Source organism: Gordonia amicalis NBRC 100051 = JCM 11271, assembly GCF_000332995.1.
Taxonomy (GTDB): Bacteria; Actinomycetota; Actinomycetes; order Mycobacteriales; family Mycobacteriaceae; genus Gordonia; species Gordonia amicalis.
This window is the reverse complement of record NZ_BANS01000013.1, coordinates 152,687-168,329: the sequence shown is the minus strand read 5'-3', so window position 1 is coordinate 168,329 and position 15,643 is coordinate 152,687. Positions and strand designations below refer to the sequence as shown.

Below are 15,643 nucleotides of genomic sequence, written 5' to 3'. Positions count from 1 at the left end.
CGGTTCGCGATCAGTTCTGTCGGAGAGCCGCCGCGAGCCGGCGCCACTGTTCGCGCGGGAAGCCGCGGTGGTCCTTCTGGAGTACCTGGACGCACACGTGATCGGCGCCGGCGGAGCGGTGTTCGTCGATGCGCGACAGGATCGCCGACTCGTCGCCCCAGACGATCAGTGCGTCGAACAACCGGTCGCTGACCGTGGTGAGGTCCTCGTCGGTGAAGCCGAGACGACGAAGGTTGTTGGCGTAGTTGGGCATCGCGAGATAACCCGTGAGCCACTTGGTGCCGACCGCGCGCGCCTCGTCGCGGTCCGCGGCGAAGATCGCGGTCTGCTCGGGGGCGAGCAGCGGTCGGTCGCCGAGTGTCTCGCGAGCGGTGGCAGTGTGTTCGGGCGTGACCAGGTACGGGTGGGCTCCGAGTGTCCGGTCCGCCGCGAGACCGAGCATTTTCGGTCCGAGTGCCGCGAGGACCCGACTGTCCGCCGGGACCGGCTGCGGCGCGGCGTCGAGTCTGTCGAGGAATGCGCGGGTGGTGGCGAGCGGCTTCTGGTAGCGACCGGCTTCCTGCGCGTCGATGAGTGGAGCGTGGCTGATACCCAGGCCGAGCAGAAAGCGCGGACCGAACTCATCGGCGAAACTCGCGTGCGCGGTCGCGACATCGGCGGGTTCGTGCATCCACATGTTGAGGATTCCGGTCGCGACCACCGCCTTCTCGGTGGCACCGAGCAGGTTGCGCACCGAATCGAGAACCGGACCGCCGACGTCGGGAATCCAGAGGGCGGTGAAGCCCAACTCGTCGAGTTCGGCAGCGGCTTCCGCGGCCTCCCCGGCGTCTCCGTATCGTAGTGGCGAACTCCAGATTCCTACCCCGTCGAGATTCATGGTCACGACACTACCGACGGTCCTCGGCGGCGGGGCGCGAGTACCGGGTTCATGCCTCTTTCGACGTTCCCGGCACCGTCTGGGCCAGCCGGGTGTCGAACGCAGCGGTCAGCTGACGGAAGACCTTGATTCCGACCGCCCCGACGACGATGACGCCGATCCCGACAGCTGTGCTCAGTTCTTCGGTCAGCAGACCGGCGATCCCGATCGCCAGGACATAGCCGGGCACCCACTCGAACAGATGGAACATGCTCTGCGGTTCCTCGTCCGTCGGCCACCCCTCACGGACGGCGGCGTGATACGTGGCGTAATCGGGATAGAACTCGGTGAACGCGATGGCGAACACCGTGCCGCCGATCTGGATGATCCAGCCGGTCCAGAAGTTGTTCGGGTCGTCCAACACGATGTCCCCGACGGCGCCCGAGATCGCTGCGACGGCGAAACCGCCGACCCACGCCCAGGTGATGACGTAGTTGATCCGCAGGAACAGCGGACTGGTCCAGTACTCCGGCTCGGTGGTCTCGCGGGCGTACTGGAGGGTGAAGGGTTGCCGCACGAGGATCGAGCCCAGGGCAAAGGCCACCAACGCGACGTTGGTCATCTCGCCGCCCCACTTTTCCAGCCAGTCGATGACACGGTCCGAGGCGAAAAGAGCCAGTGCGGCCATCGTCCCGAAGTAGGCCACGTCGAACAATTCGAGCAGTTTGAAGCTGCTCCCGCGGCGATGGGTCCCCACGACCAGCAACAACGAGAGCGCGAAGGCCGACGCCGCTGCCTCCTCGAAGCGGCCCGGTCCCGTCACCAGTGCCATCAGGATCCACGGCGACATACCGGCGAAGGGGGAGTCCAACAGCGCGGTCAGAACACCACGCGCACCCGGCCTCGGTCCGTGCTCCGTGGCGGGTCGGTCGGTCGCCGAGTTCTCCGGCACGTTGGGCATCTCTGAATTGTGAGTCTTCGCTGGGGTTTCCGCTTGGATCTCGCCGAATACGTATGGAAAAGGGTCACTTCACGCCGCGTCGGCGTGATTCCGGTCAGCGCTGGGGCGCGATCACCAGCGCCGCGTTGTGGCCACCCATCCCCAGCGAGGTCTTCACGGTGGGTCCCGCATCGAGAGGGGACAGGCCGTCGAGCAGTTGCGGGATACCTTCGGACACCCTCGGCGTCGCCGGGATCTCGCCGCGGTCGTAGCCGAGCAGCGACGCGGCGAGCTCGACCGCACCCGCTGCTCCCTGGCAATGCCCGGCAAGTGGTTTGACGGAGAAGACCTCGCTGTTGGGCAGCATCGTCTCCGCGATCGTCGCCTCGGCGCGATCACACTGCCTGGTACCCGGACCGTGCGCGTTGAGATATCGGATCTCCTCGCCCGCGACGCCGGCTGCCGACAGCGCCTGTTCCACGCAGCCCACGACGTTGGTCAGTTCCGGATCGACCGAGGTGACGTGATAGGCGTCGTGGGACATGGCCCCGCCCAACACATCTGCATAACCGTCGATCGCGCGGTTGGTCATCGTGAAGGCGATGGCGGCCTCGCCGAAGGTGAAACCACGGCTGCCGGTCTGGAACGGACGGCAGGCGTCGAGTGCGTCGGTGTCGGTGACGGCGACGCCCAGCTGCACGAACATGCCGACCACCTCGGGTTTCGCCGACAGGTCGGTCGCGACGACGAGCACGTCGTCGACGAGATCGGAGTCGAGCCACGACTTCGCGGTCACGATCGCCGCGGACCCCGAGGTGCACATGGCCGACACGTTCATGGCCGGACCGTGAAAGCCATACTCCTGCATGAGGAGCGAGACCGGCGTGGACGGTGTCACGGACAGGTACTGACGTCCCCTGTACTGCCCGACACCGGAGGTGACCATCGGGTACATGTCGAGATCGCCGAGCACACAGGCGTGTACCAGCCCGACGCGAGAGCCCGGACGCCAGCCGCGTTCCGACGCATCCTCGATCGCCTCCCGCGCAGCACTTCGCATCGCGCGCGCGAACCGGGTGTTCCCGTCCGCCTGGTCGCCGCCCTCCGGTACTCGCACAATCCAGCCCGGACCCCCGTGATCGTCGGAACCGAATCCGAAACCCTCGTGCAACGCGGCTGCGGACTTGCCCGAGACGAGGCCGTTCCACAGGGCCTCCCGGCCCCATCCGTAGCCGGTCACGGCTCCCACACCGGAAATGGTCGATCTATTGTTTGTCATTGGTGCACTCTCTTTTCGTGATTTGGAATTGACAGCGATTGTCGAGGTCATCGGGCCGAACCCCACCACAAGAATCCTCCAGAAAGCGGCATTCGACCCATCTCACTGCGCCGGTCGCGACGAGATTTCACGGCCCGGTCGCGACGAATCTGACTTTGGCACGACTCTGCCGTCGTTTTCGCGCTCCATTTGTCCCCTGTGTGGGGGAATATGAACATCGGGGGCTCGGAGCAGGGTAGGGGGGAGGACTGACGCAGTGCCGGAATCGATGCCGACGGACGGTGGCCACAGTGATCTCGTCGCGCCGCACGCCGAGCCGATGACCCGATCCAGCGACGCGGCGGTGGCGGAACGCTACCGACTCCTCCTCGAACTCAGTCCGGACGCGATCGCCGTACACCAGGACGGTGTCATCGTCTATGTGAACTCCGCGGCGCTCGACTTCGCTCGTGTGACCGATCGGGGTCAGATGCTCGGCCGTCCGATCACCGACTTCGTCCATCCTGACGAACTCCCGCACATGATCGAGCGAATCGTCAGCATGGGCGAGGAGGCCGGAGCGTCGACGTATCCGGAGGAAGTCGTGATGGTCGACGCCCACGGGGTGTCACGTCCGATGGAGGTCACCTCGGTACGCACGGTGTGGCACGACAAGCCCGCCTATCAGGTGATCTTGCGCGACATCACCGCCCAGAAGGCGATCGAGGTGGCTCTACGGCGGCAGGCGGCGTTGCTCGATCACGTCAGCAACGCCGTGATCGCCGTTGACCGGAACATGACCGTGCGGTCGTGGAACCCCGCCGCCGAGCAGATGTACGGAATCACCGCCGACAAAGCCCTGGGTCGTGAACTCGATTCGGTCATCGGCGGCACCCTCGACATCAAGGCGGCGATGGCACTGGGTGGGACGGTGGACCAGCTCCACCGCCGTGCCGACAACGATCGAACCTTCCTGGCCCACATCTCGGTGACGTCGATGGACGATGGCTTCCTGATCGTCGCCGAAGCCACTCGCAGACCGCTGATCGAACGCCTGGGTACCATCCTGGCCGCCCTGCACCAGGCAGTCATCGTGGTGCGAGAGGACGGCAGAATCGAACTGGCGAATCCGGCCGCCGCGACCATGCTCGGTCCACAGAGCGCGCCCGGGTCGCTCGTCCACGATCTGCCGCTCGACTTCGTCGACGGCGAATCGCCGGTCGTCCGTTGTCTGAGGACCGGGGTGGCGATCACCGATGCGACCGCGACGATCAACACGCCGGGCGGCGAGCGATGGCTGTCGTGCAGCTGCCGGCCGATCGACGACGACACCTCCGACGCGGTCGCACTGGTGTCCTTCGCCGATATCACCGAGCGCTATCGCGAGCGGACCCGGCTGGCGTGGGACGCGGTCCACGATCCACTCACCCAGCTGTACAACCGGGCCGGGATCCTCAAGGAGCTCGAGGCACACATGGATGCCCTGGCCGAACACGACTCCGGTTGCGTGGCGATCTATTACATCGACCTCGACAACTTCAAACTCGTCAACGATTCGCTCGGTCATGCCGTCGGCGACGAGGTGCTCCACGCCGTCGCCCAGCGGCTCGCGGCGGCGACGCCCCCGGAGGGTGCGGTCGGGCGGATCGGGGGCGACGAATTCGTCCTGGTCGCCACCCACACCAAAGAGAACACGACCGCCGAGATCGATCGACAGATCGAGTCGGTGCGCGCCGCGATCAGACCTCCCGTAAGGGTGAGCATCCGCAGCGAACCGCTGACGGTGCGGGTGAGCATCGGCGTGGCCACCGTTGCGGCGGGCGAACGGTACACCCCCACGGATCTCCTTCGCGATGCCGATATCGCTCTGTACCAGGCACGCAAGGCATCTCGAGAACCGTACGTCCAGTTTCGGACGCAGCACCGGGAAGAACTCCAGCGCCGCCAGCGGATCGAAGAGGAACTGCGCCGCGCCCTGGACACCGACCGCTCCCAGTTGGAGATCCACTACCAGCCGATCGTCTCCACCGACAGTGGAACGCTTGTCGCGCTCGAAGCACTCCTGCGGTGGAATCACCCCGACCTCGGTTCGATCCCGCCGGCCGAGTTCATCCCTCTCGCAGAGCAATCCACGCTCATCGACAAGGTCGGCGCGCACGTCTTGGCAACGGCCTGCGCCGAGGTGGCAGCGACGCCCGAGCTGGCACAGATCATGTTGTGCATCAACGCCTCCCGGCGTGAACTCACCAACGGCGAATTCCTCCACCGACTCACGGCGACCTGCGAGCAGACCGGCATGAACCCGCGATCACTCTGCTTGGAGATAACCGAGAGCGCGCTCGCACCGCTCGACGGCGGCCTGCTCAACCTGCTGCGTGAGATCCGGGCACTCGGCATCCACATCTCCCTCGACGACTTCGGGACGGGCGCTTCCTCACTGAGTGAGCTGTATCGACTGCCGGTCAGCATCCTCAAGGCGGCCAGGGCGTTTGTCGACGCCCTCGAGGAACGCCCGAGCGCCCGCACGATCCTCGCGGGCATCGTCGACGTCGCGCACGCGATGGGCGTCCGGGTGATCGCCGAGGGCGTCGAGACCGCCGAGCAGGCCGCCACAATCGCCGCCGTCCGGTGCGACCTCGCACAGGGCTACCACTACGGACGGCCGAAACCGCTCGCCGAGATCGTGACCGAGGGCGCGGCGAGCTCGGCCCCCCAGGAGGTACGGGACGACTCCTGACCTTTCGGTCCAGACCAGATCGAGACCGACGCGTGTTCGGATGTGCGCCGCGTGGTCTCGCTCCGCGAGTAGATTGGGCGCGAAACCGTCGAAAACGACGGCCATGCAACCGGACAGCGAGGTCACGGACATGTCCCAGGATTCGTGCTGCGACACACCGGCGAGTGGGGTCATGTGATGGCCGACGCGCAACAACGCGAGATCGCCGAACAACACACGGCGAAGGTCATCGGCGTCACCGTCGCCGCGGCCGTCGGCGGATTCCTCTTCGGCTTCGACAGTTCCGTGGTCAACGGCGCCGTCGACTCGATCGAATCGAATTTCGGTCTCGGCAAGCTCATGACGGGTTTCGCCGTCGCGATCGCACTGCTCGGTTGCGCCCTCGGCGCATGGTTCGCCGGGCGACTGGCCGATGTGTGGGGCCGCAAACGGGTGATGCTGCTCGGTTCGGCATTGTTCACCATCTCGGCGATCGGCACCGCGTACACGCAGACGATTCCGGACCTGCTGCTCTGGCGCGTGCTCGGCGGCATCGGCATCGGTATCGCCTCGGTCATCGCCCCGGCCTACATCTCCGAGATCGCGCCCGCTCGTTATCGCGGCGCACTCGCATCGATGCAGCAACTGGCCATCACCATGGGCATCTTCGCCGCCTTGCTGTCGGATGCCGTTCTCGCCGACACGGCCGGCAGTGCGTCGAACGACCTCTGGTGGGGTCTGGAGGCCTGGCGATGGATGTTCCTCGTGGGTGTCGTACCCGCCCTCGTCTACGGCGTCCTCGCTCTGATGATCCCCGAGTCACCGCGATATCTGGTGGGCCGCAACCGCGATGAGGAAGCAGCCCGCATTCTCCAGGAGGTGACCGGAGAGAACAACCCGCTCGATCGGGTGAAGGAGATCAAGCTCACCGTCAAGCGTGAGTCCAAGTCGTCGATCAAGGACATCACCGGCCCGTCGTTCGGACTTCACCCGCTGGTGTGGGTCGGCATCTGGCTCGCGGTGTTCCAGCAGTTCGTCGGCATCAACGCGATCTTCTACTATTCGACGACGCTGTGGCAGTCGGTGGGATTCTCCGAGAGCGATTCGTTCAAGACATCGGTGATCACGGCGGTCATCAACGTGGCCATGACGTTCGTGGCGATCCTGTTCGTCGACCGCATCGGACGTCGGAAACTCCTCCTGGGCGGATCCGTGGGGATGTGCATCGGGTTGCTCATGGCGTGTGTCGCGTTCACCCAGCAGATCGGTGAGGGCGAGAACGTCACGCTTCCCGACCCGTGGGGTGTGATCGCGCTGATCGGCGCGAACCTGTTCGTCGTCGCCTTCGCCGCCACCTGGGGACCGGTCATGTGGGTGATGCTGGGGGAGATGTTCCCCAATCGGATCCGAGGTGTTGCTCTCGGCGTGTGCACCGCGGTGAACTGGATCGCCAACTTCACGATTTCGATGCTGTTCCCGCCGATGACCGAGGCGGTGGGACTCGGAATCATCTACGGATTCTTCGCCTTCTGTGCCGCGGCATCGTTCGTCTACGTGTTCAAGAAGGTCGAGGAGACGAAGGGTCTGGAACTCGAGGACATGGACTCGGTCGCGGAATCCAGGCTGTCCCGGATCACCGCCGCCCGAGCCCCCGAACAGGCATGAGCGGAGGAGTACCGGTCCATGGCTGATCTGCGCGACCTCGACGTGCCGGTCGTCGCGGCACCGATGGCCGGCGGTCCGACGACCCCCGAACTGGTCATCGCCGCGAGCACGGCCGGGGGACTGGGCCAGCTGGCCGCGGGATACCTGACTCCCGAGCGCCTCGCGTCGGACATCGCCGCCGTCCGCGACGGGGGCACCGACACCTTCGGGGTGAACATCTTCGTCCCCGAGACCGAACCGGTGAATCGGGACGCCGTGGCACGCTACCGCGATCGCCTCCTCGACTACGCCGCCTCTCTCGGCGTGGAACTGCCCGCCGTCGAGGAACTCGGCGACGACGACGATCGCTTCGACGCCAAGATCGCGCTGATGTGCGACGAACGAATTCCCTTCGTCTCGTTCGCCTTCGGTTGCCCATCGGCCGACACCGTCGACGAACTGCGACGCCATGGCTGCAACGTGGGCGTCACCGTCACCACCGAGGACGACGCGAGCAGGGCCGCCGAGGCCGGCGCCGACTGGCTGTGTGTACAGGGCCCCGACGCCGGCGGTCATCGGTCGGTGTTCGACCGTCGGACCGAACCGCCCACCCAACCGCTGGACGACCTCGTCCGGGCGGTGCTTGCACGCGTCGACCTTCCTCTCGTGGCGGCCGGCGGTGTGTCGACCCGTGATCGAGCCGGCGAGGTGCGATCCCTCGGTCCGGTCGCGGTGCAGGTCGGCACCGTGCTGCTGCGCACCCACGAAGCCGGAACCAAGCCGGCGCACGCGGATGCGCTGGCCGATCCGGCGCGCACCGAAACGGTGGTGACCCGCGCGTTCAGCGGACGCCCCGCACGGGCGCTGCGCAACCGCTTCACCGACGAGTTCACCGACGCCGCGGTGGCCGAGTATCCGGCGGTCAACAAGCTCACCGGTGGCATCCGACGCGCCGCCGCGACCGACCCCGACGGCATCAACCTCTGGGCCGGGAGCGGATTCCGCGACGCCGCCGTCGAGTCCGCGGCCGACACGATCCGCCGTCTCGGCTGACCCATGCCGCGGCACTCGCCGCGCCCCGGCGCCTAGACTCTGAGACGACGAGGGGACGCCATGAATGAGCCTGCGGTGCGTCTGTCGGCCGAACCAGACCTTCGGAGTTCGCCCGACCAGCCGCGATCGATGACGACACGACCCGATCTCTAGGACCTGCGATGGCCCGTCGGACTGTCACGCGACCAGCCGATCCCCCGTCCCGGGAGATCGCGGATGATCTGAGCGCGGCGGGCTTCACCAACGCTCGGATCACGGGGCGTGGCGGGTTCGGGGTCGTCTACCGCTGTCTCCAACCTGCGCTCGACCGTGAGGTGGCGGTCAAGGTGCTGCGGGCGGGCCGCGACGAGACCGATCGCCTGCGGTTTCTCCGCGAACAGCAGGCGATGGGCCGTCTGTCGGGTCACCCCAACATCGTCCACATTCTCGAGGCCGGCGTGACGCGATCGGGATTCCCGTACATCGTCATGCCCTTCCACGCCCGCGGCTCGCTGGACACGCGGCTCCGTCGCCAAGGGCCTTGCGAGGTCGACGAGGTCCTCGACCTCGGGATCAAGATCGCCGGCGCCCTGGAGACCTCCCATCGGGCCAGCGTTCTGCATCGAGATCTGAAACCCTCGAACATCCTTCTCACCGAGTACGGCCAGCCACAGCTGACCGACTTCGGCATCGCCCGGCTCGCCGATCGCGACGACACCACCCGCGGACTGGTCCTCGGCACACCGGCCTACACCGCGCCGGAAGTGCTGCGCGGTGAGTCACCATCGGTGCTCTCCGACGTGTACGGGCTCGGCGCCGTACTGTTCGCGGCGCTGGCCGGCCGACCGGCGTACGGGCGTCGCAAGAACGAGGACCTGGTCGCCCAGCTCTTGCGGATCACCACCGAACCGATTCCGGACCTCCGAGCGCAAGGCATACCGGAGCCCCTGTGGACGGTCATCGCGCGGGCGATGGCCCCCACACCCGCAGACCGCTATGCGACGGCACGCGAGTTCGGTGAAGCCCTGCGGCAGGCCGGCCTCGAACTCGGATATCCCGTACCCGAGGTGCCGGTCCCGCTGTTCGCCGACATCGACGGTCCCGCGCCGACCGACACCGACTCGTCCACGGACACCTCGGAGTACCCCCACCTCGACACCCGCGCCGACGGGTCGGATTCGGGGCGTCCGCCCGTCGTCACCGCCAAGTACCGGCCGCCGGTCCTGGCCCACGCCACGGTTCCACGCACCCGGTTGCTCGCGCGGCTGACCACCGGCAATCGGGCACGGCTGATCCTGATCCACGGACCCGCGGGATACGGGAAGACCGTGCTGGCCGCCCAGTACGTCCAGGCTGCCGAGACCACCGGCGGAAAGACGGCGTGGTTGGCGATCGACGAGGACGACAACACACCCGCATGGTTTCTGTCGCACCTCGTCGACGCGATCAGCGTGACGTTTCCCGGCCTGGGAAACGAGCTCACCCGCACCTTGGAGGAGTACGGCGAAGGCGCCGAGCGCTACGTGCTGACCACGCTGATCAATCGCGCCCACACGACCGACGAGCACATCCGCATCGTCCTCGACGACTGGCATCGGATCACCAACCCGGCGAGCCGGGCGATCGCGCAGTTCCTGATCGACAACGGCTGCCACCACCTCCAGCTCGTCGTCACCAGCCGCACACGCCGATATCTGCCGCTCAGCAGTCTTCGAGTGAAGAACGAACTCATCGAAATCGATGCCGCGGCACTGCGTTTCGACATCGACGAGTCTCGCGAGCTACTCACCGGGGGAACCGGGCTGCCGATCGACGACACCGATGTCGCCGAGCTCGAGGAGACCACCGACGGCTGGGTGGCCGCCCTGCAGCTGGCGTCCCTGGCGCTGCGCGAGCACGACGATCCCCGCGCGGCGATCCGTCAGTTCTCGGCGAACCACCGCGAACTGGGGGAGTACCTCGCCGAGAACGTCCTCGACAGCCTCGACCCGGACCTCCTCGACTTCCTCCTGGCGACCTCGGTCAGCGAACGGATCTGTGCGTCGCTGGCGGCCGCGTTGACGGGCCGACGCCACACCCAGAGCATGCTCGAGGACATCGAGGAACGCGACCTGTTCCTCACCCGACTCGACCCCGAAGGGCAGTGGTTCCGCTACCACAACCTGTTCGCCCACTTCCTGCGCCGTCGACTCGAACGGCAGGAGTCCGACAGGTGCGACGATCTCCACCGGCGAGCAGCCGCGTGGTTCGCCGAGCGGCGCATGTTCAGCCCGGCCGTCGACCATTTCCTCGCCGCCGGCGACGAGTCCGAGGCGATCGACCTGGTCGAACGCGAAGGCTACGACCTGCTCGAACAGTCCAAGATGAGCACCCTGCTCGGCCTCGCCGCCAAGCTCCCGGTGACAACGCGCAGGCAGCGACCGGATCTCCAGCTGGCGCTCGCCTGGGCGCACGCGCTTCTTCACCACCGGGCACCGGCGAACACGGCGCTCGCCTCCATCGATGCCGCACTCCCGGCCGGCGCCGGCCCCGATGGCGATGTCGCCGTCATCCGCGCGGAGACCGGACTCATCCGTGCCTCGATGAATGTTCTCGACGATCAACTCGAGGGCGTCGACGAGGCCGTCGAGGCCTGCATGGTGCGCGCCGAGCGCCTGCGTCCGTGGGTTCTGTCCGGCGTCGCCGCCGTCGCGTCGTTCCGCGAGATCCAACGGTTCGCCTACGACGAGGCCCGGGAATGGCAGCGCTGGGCACGTCCGCACCACCGCCGGACGAAAGGACCGTTCAGCGTCATCTACGGATACATCCTCGACGGCGTGGCGGCGCGGGAACAACTGGACTTCGACGCCGCCGAGGCATCGTTCCGGCACGCGATGGGACTCGCTCGTGCCTCCGACGAGGACCGCTCCTACGGCTCCCGGCTCAGTGGCGCGCTCCTCGGGGGAGTTGCTGTACGAACGCGGCAATGTGGACGAGGCCCAGCGGCTCCTCGACGACACCTACAACCTCGGCGCCGAGGGGGGCATCGTCGAGATCATGCTCGCGACCTATGTCGTCGGCGCACGCGCGAAACACGCTCTCGGGCAAGATGACCAGGCCGCCGAGCGGCTGGACGAGGGCGAACGGCTGGCACAGGCGCTGAATCTCCCGCGGTTGGCCGCCCACATCACGGCCGAACGCATCCGTTCGGGTATCGGTGCGTCAGCGCTGTCCGCTGATTCGTTCCCGGCCGAGATGCCCCACGACCTTCCGGACGGAATCGTTCAGGTCACCGCCGAGAAGACCGAGGAGGCAGCCATCCGCGCACTCCTGGCCGTCAGTACCACCGACACCCGGAACGCCGCGTGCCGACGGGCACGCGCCCTGGCCGGGTCGATCGACGCGACGACCCGGCCGAGAGCGGAGCTCGACGCCCGGCTGCTCCTGGCCGAATGCCTGGCCGCGAGCGGGTCCCTCGCCGAGGCGGAGGAACTGCTTCTCCCGATCCTCGATCGCTGTGCCCGTCTGGGTCTGGTGCAACCCGTACTCGACGCGGGATCCGGTGTGCAACACATCGTCCGGAAACTGGGCACGACCGCTCGCAGGGACGTGGACCCGGTGGTCGTCCCGTTCCTGGACAGACTGCACACGTCGCCCCTCACGGAGTGAAGATCGAGTTGCCCGGTGTCATCGGCACACAGCGGTTGAACGCGAGCCGTGGACGACCGTCAGCGCGTGCCGGGTTCGTCGTTGTTGTTGACCCGCCGCCCGATCGCTGACACCTGACGCAACTGCGCACGGGTCAGGCGGTCGACGACAAGCCGACGCACATTGGCGACATAACCGGGCGCAGTAGCCACCACCTTGTCCCAACCCGCTTCTGTCAGAACCGCATTCGTGAAGCGACCATCCTCCGGGCACTGATGGCGGCGCACCCATTCACGTTTCTCCAGCCGACCCACCACATGGGAGAGACGCGACAGGGAACCATAGGACATCTCGGCGAGCTCACTCATCCGCAACGTGCGGTCGGGCGCTTCGGACAACGCGGAGAGGACCTCGTATTCGAAGTGGGTGAGCTGCGCATCCCGGAGCAGCTGAGCGTCGAGCGCATGGGGGAGCCGAGCCAGCGCCGTGGCCACCTGAATCCAGGCGTCCATCTCCTCGTCGTCGAGCCATCTGGGCTCCTGCTCACCGGACATTCGCGCAGTCTATCCGATCTCCATTACTTGAAGCTTCACTTGACTCATCAAGTCATAGGTCCTAGATTCATCAATTGACACATCAAGTGAATCCTCGAGCTCAAGGCGGTTTTCCATGTCCAGTCCCATCGCCCGCAGCGTGGGAATCCTCCTCGCACGCATCGCATTCGGCGCCGTTTTCCTGGCCCATGGCCTGCAGAAGTTCCAGCAGAACGGGTGGGCCGGCCCCAAAGCCGGGTTCGAGATGATGGACGTTCCACTGCCCGCGATCTCGGCGTTCCTCGTCACCTGGCTCGAGATCCTCGGCGGTATCGCTCTGATCGCCGGTCTGCTCACCCCGGTCGTCGGCCTGCTGTTCTTCCTCGACATGCTGGGCGCGCTGTTCATCGCCCACATCGACAACGGCATCTGGGCCTCCGACGGCGGCTATGAACTCGTGCTGGCACTCGGCGCCGGCGCGCTTCTGCTGGCCGTGGTCGGTGCAGGCCGTTTCAGCATCGACGCGATCCTCGGCACCAAGGCGCCCTGGCTCGCCGTCGACGGCAACCGTCCGGCGACGACGGTCGGCTCCGCCAACTGACCGCACACACACCCGTTTTCGGACCCGCAGCCCAGGCTGCGGGTCCGAGCCATTGGCGGGGTAGATTTCGCGCGAAGTCCCTCAACCGTCGAAGGAACCCCATTGCCCTGGATCCTCCTCATCGGCGCGATCGTGTCCGAGGTCGCCGCGACGTTGTCTCTCAAAGGCTCGGAATCACTCCCGGCCCTCTACCTCGTGGTGGTCGTCGGCTACGCGACGGCCTTCATGCTGGCCGCAGTCCTGAAGCGGGGGATGGGGATCGGCGTCGCGTACGGCGTGTGGTCGGCAACCGGCGTCGCCCTGACGGCGGTGCTCGCCTCCCTGATATTCGATGAGGCGTTCAGTCCCGTCATGGCGGTGGGGATCGTGTGCATCATGATCGGGGTCGTGCTCGTCGAATCCGGGTCCTCGTCCCACGCACCGGTCGCCGCGATGATCGACGAGGCATGAACGTGGGGTACGTCTTCGTCATCCTGGCGATCGTGGCGGAGGTCAGTGCCACGCTCGCACTCCGCGTCGCCACCGACGGGAGACCGCGGTTCTACGGGATCGTCGTGGTCGGCTATCTCATCGCCTTCGTCGCACTGACAGTCGCACTCCGTCAGGGAATCCCGCTCGGTGTCGCCTATGGGATCTGGGCGGCGGCCGGTGTGGCGGCGACCGCCATCGCAGCCCACTTCCTGTTCCGGGAACGACTCACCCCCCCCCCCCGGGTGCTGGCCGGCATCGGAGTCATCGTCGTGGGAGTGCTGCTCGTCGAGCTGGGCGCCGTGCACTGAGACTTACCGGACAGGTCAACCGACCAACTCACCCGAGGCCTCATACCATGCCGCGATCGACATGCCTCGGTCATCCGTGACCGTGATCATTTCGACCTGTGCTTATCCTGAGGGACGTGACCCCCACCGTAGGTAGTTCCGTGCCGTCGGGACGTATTCGCAGCACCGCATACGCGTCGAAGGTGATGTCCGCCGACGACGCAGTGCAGTTCATCCAGCCCGACGACACCGTGGCGATCAGCGGATTTGCCAGTGCCGGAACACCGAAGGTGATCATCCCCGCCCTCGCGGACAAGATCAGGGGAGCCCGGGCGACGGGTTCGAATTTCACCATCAACCTGTTGACGGGCGCCTCGGTCTCGACCGAGACCGAACGCCTCCTCACCGAGGTCGACGGCATCGCGCTGCGGATGCCGTACCAGTCGGAGGCCACCGCCCGTAAACGCATCAACGACGGTCGGATGGACTACGTCGACATACACCTGTCCCACGTGGCCCAGCAGGTGTGGGTGGGCTATTACGGCAAAGTCGACGTCGCCGTCGTCGAGGTTTCCGGAATCACCGAATCGGGGGAGCTGATTCCGTCCGCGTCCATCGGCAACAACAAGACCTGGCTCGACGTGGCCGAGAAGGTCATCCTCGAGGTCAACTCGTGGGTACCCGCGGGCGTCGAGGGAATGCACGACGTGTACTACGGCACGGCCCTTCCGCCCAACCGCAAGCCGATCCCGCTGACCCGCGTACAGGACCGGATCGGCCAGCAGACCTTCCGGGTCGACCCGGCCAAGGTCGTCGCCGTCGTGGAGACCGATCACCGCGACAGCGCCAGCCCCGTGACCCCGCCCGACGCCATCAGTGAGGCGATCGCCGGTCACGTCCTCGACTTCTTCGACTACGAGGTCCGCAACGGCCGGTTGCCCGCGGACACACTGCTTCCTCTGCAAGCAGGTATCGGCAACGTCGCCAACGCCGTGCTCGGCGGTCTGGACCGCGGCCCCTACAAGGGGCTGACCTGCTATTCGGAGGTCATCCAGGACAGCATGCTGCGGCTGATCAAGGACGGGACCGTGTCCCACGCGTCGTCGACCGCACTGGCACTGAGCGAGGCCGGCATCGAGGAGTTGACGTCCAACGTCGACTTCTACCGGAACCACATCACCCTGCGTCCGCAGGAGATCAGCAACCATCCCGAGGTCGTCCGCCGTCTCGGTGTGATCGCGATGAACGGCATGCTCGAGGCCGACATCTACGGCAACGTGAACTCGACGCACGTGATGGGCACCAGGATCATGAACGGCATCGGCGGGTCGGGTGACTTCGCCCGCAACGGTTATGTGTCGTTGTTCCTGAGTCCGTCGACGGCCCGCGACGGCGCGATCTCGTCGATCGTGCCGATGACGCCGCACGTCGACCACACCGAACACGACTGCCAGGTGATCGTCACCGAGCACGGGCTGGCCGACCTACGTGGCCTGTCGCCGCGACGCCGCGCGCCCCTGATCATCGAGAAATGTGCGCACCCGGAGTTCCGGCCCATGCTGAACGATTACTTCGTCCGGGCCGAGGCGATGCCGGCCGCCGGCCAGACCCCGCACATCCTCGGTGAGGCGTTCAGCTTCCATCAGCGGTACCTGGAGACCGGCTCCATGCGCTGAGG

Annotated in this window: 13 protein-coding genes; 9 read left to right on the top strand and 4 right to left on the bottom strand. The window is 66.5% G+C overall.

What is annotated here, in order from left to right; genetic code table 11:
* Window positions 1-10: 10 nt before the first annotated feature.
* The 3 genes from GOAMI_RS06550 to GOAMI_RS06540 form a co-directional block, all read right to left on the bottom strand.
* Window positions 11-877 carry an LLM class F420-dependent oxidoreductase gene (locus GOAMI_RS06550; RefSeq protein ID WP_040004630.1) on the bottom strand — a complete coding sequence of 289 codons (867 nt, stop codon included), beginning with the start codon at window positions 875-877 and terminating at the stop codon, window positions 11-13.
* Window positions 878-926: 49 nt separating this feature from the next.
* Window positions 927-1,817, bottom strand: coding sequence for a hypothetical protein (locus GOAMI_RS06545; protein WP_006435640.1), 891 nt, complete (start codon window positions 1,815-1,817; stop codon window positions 927-929).
* Between the two features lie 94 nt (window positions 1,818-1,911).
* Window positions 1,912-3,075 carry a beta-ketoacyl synthase N-terminal-like domain-containing protein gene (locus GOAMI_RS06540; protein WP_040004610.1) on the bottom strand — a complete coding sequence of 388 codons (1,164 nt, stop codon included), beginning with the start codon at window positions 3,073-3,075 and terminating at the stop codon, window positions 1,912-1,914.
* 319 nt (window positions 3,076-3,394) lie between these two features.
* On the opposite strand from GOAMI_RS06540, the gene GOAMI_RS06535 reads away from it, so the two are divergent.
* The 5 genes from GOAMI_RS06535 (at window position 3,395) to GOAMI_RS23870 (ending at window position 12,094) form a co-directional block, all read left to right on the top strand.
* Entirely contained in the window at window positions 3,395-5,791 is a 2,397-nt protein-coding gene (locus GOAMI_RS06535) for an EAL domain-containing protein (RefSeq protein WP_247603076.1), read from the top strand.
* 177 nt (window positions 5,792-5,968) lie between these two features.
* Window positions 5,969-7,435 (top strand): sugar porter family MFS transporter, encoded by a 1,467-nt coding sequence (locus GOAMI_RS06530; protein ID WP_040004628.1) that lies wholly within the window; start codon window positions 5,969-5,971, stop codon window positions 7,433-7,435.
* Between the two features lie 18 nt (window positions 7,436-7,453).
* Complete coding sequence (locus GOAMI_RS06525; protein WP_006435634.1) at window positions 7,454-8,467, top strand: NAD(P)H-dependent flavin oxidoreductase; 1,014 nt, start codon at window positions 7,454-7,456, stop codon at window positions 8,465-8,467.
* A 161-nt stretch (window positions 8,468-8,628) separates the two neighbouring features.
* Entirely contained in the window at window positions 8,629-11,538 is a 2,910-nt protein-coding gene (locus GOAMI_RS23875; RefSeq protein ID WP_006435632.1) for a serine/threonine-protein kinase, read from the top strand.
* The gene (locus tag GOAMI_RS23870) at window positions 11,483-12,094 is read left to right on the top strand and encodes a hypothetical protein (RefSeq protein WP_006435630.1); all 612 of its coding nucleotides are present in this window, start codon (window positions 11,483-11,485) and stop codon (window positions 12,092-12,094) included. Before GOAMI_RS23875 ends, GOAMI_RS23870 begins: the two co-directional genes overlap by 56 nt.
* 59 nt (window positions 12,095-12,153) lie before the next feature.
* Here the strand turns inward: GOAMI_RS23870 and GOAMI_RS06515 are convergent, their stop codons facing one another.
* Window positions 12,154-12,627 carry a MarR family winged helix-turn-helix transcriptional regulator gene (locus tag GOAMI_RS06515; RefSeq protein ID WP_006435628.1) on the bottom strand — a complete coding sequence of 158 codons (474 nt, stop codon included), beginning with the start codon at window positions 12,625-12,627 and terminating at the stop codon, window positions 12,154-12,156.
* 115 nt (window positions 12,628-12,742) lie between these two features.
* On the opposite strand from GOAMI_RS06515, the gene GOAMI_RS06510 reads away from it, so the two are divergent.
* The 4 genes from GOAMI_RS06510 to scpC all read left to right on the top strand — a co-directional run bounded on the left by GOAMI_RS06510 (window position 12,743) and on the right by scpC (window position 15,641).
* A complete protein-coding gene (locus GOAMI_RS06510) occupies window positions 12,743-13,207 on the top strand; it encodes a DoxX family protein (RefSeq protein ID WP_006435627.1) in 465 nt (154 codons plus the stop codon).
* 102 nt (window positions 13,208-13,309) lie between these two features.
* Entirely contained in the window at window positions 13,310-13,657 is a 348-nt protein-coding gene (locus GOAMI_RS06505) for a DMT family transporter (protein ID WP_006435626.1), read from the top strand.
* 2 nt (window positions 13,658-13,659) lie between these two features.
* Entirely contained in the window at window positions 13,660-13,986 is a 327-nt protein-coding gene (locus tag GOAMI_RS06500; RefSeq protein ID WP_006435625.1) for a DMT family transporter, read from the top strand.
* A gap of 140 nt (window positions 13,987-14,126) precedes the next feature.
* Window positions 14,127-15,641, top strand: a complete 1,515-nt coding sequence (gene scpC, locus GOAMI_RS06495) for a succinyl-CoA:acetate CoA-transferase ScpC (protein WP_006435624.1) — start codon at window positions 14,127-14,129, stop codon at window positions 15,639-15,641.
* The last annotated feature ends 2 nt before the right edge of the window (window positions 15,642-15,643 follow it).

What these genes read in the sequence shown, in the direction of transcription:
- GOAMI_RS06545 (WP_006435640.1), bottom strand. Translation starts at nt 1,817, where the DNA reads ATGCCCAACGTGCCGGAGAACTCGGCGACCGACCGACCCGCCACGGAG.
- GOAMI_RS23875 (WP_006435632.1), top strand. Translation starts at nt 8,629, where the DNA reads ATGGCCCGTCGGACTGTCACGCGACCAGCCGATCCCCCGTCCCGGGAG.
- GOAMI_RS06540 (WP_040004610.1), bottom strand. Translation starts at nt 3,075, where the DNA reads ATGACAAACAATAGATCGACCATTTCCGGTGTGGGAGCCGTGACCGGC.
- GOAMI_RS06550 (WP_040004630.1), bottom strand. Translation starts at nt 877, where the DNA reads ATGAATCTCGACGGGGTAGGAATCTGGAGTTCGCCACTACGATACGGA.
- GOAMI_RS06530 (WP_040004628.1), top strand. Translation starts at nt 5,969, where the DNA reads ATGGCCGACGCGCAACAACGCGAGATCGCCGAACAACACACGGCGAAG.
- GOAMI_RS06535 (WP_247603076.1), top strand. Translation starts at nt 3,395, where the DNA reads ATGACCCGATCCAGCGACGCGGCGGTGGCGGAACGCTACCGACTCCTC.
- GOAMI_RS06510 (WP_006435627.1), top strand. Translation starts at nt 12,743, where the DNA reads ATGTCCAGTCCCATCGCCCGCAGCGTGGGAATCCTCCTCGCACGCATC.
- GOAMI_RS06525 (WP_006435634.1), top strand. Translation starts at nt 7,454, where the DNA reads ATGGCTGATCTGCGCGACCTCGACGTGCCGGTCGTCGCGGCACCGATG.
- GOAMI_RS06515 (WP_006435628.1), bottom strand. Translation starts at nt 12,627, where the DNA reads ATGTCCGGTGAGCAGGAGCCCAGATGGCTCGACGACGAGGAGATGGAC.
- GOAMI_RS23870 (WP_006435630.1), top strand. Translation starts at nt 11,483, where the DNA reads ATGCTCGCGACCTATGTCGTCGGCGCACGCGCGAAACACGCTCTCGGG.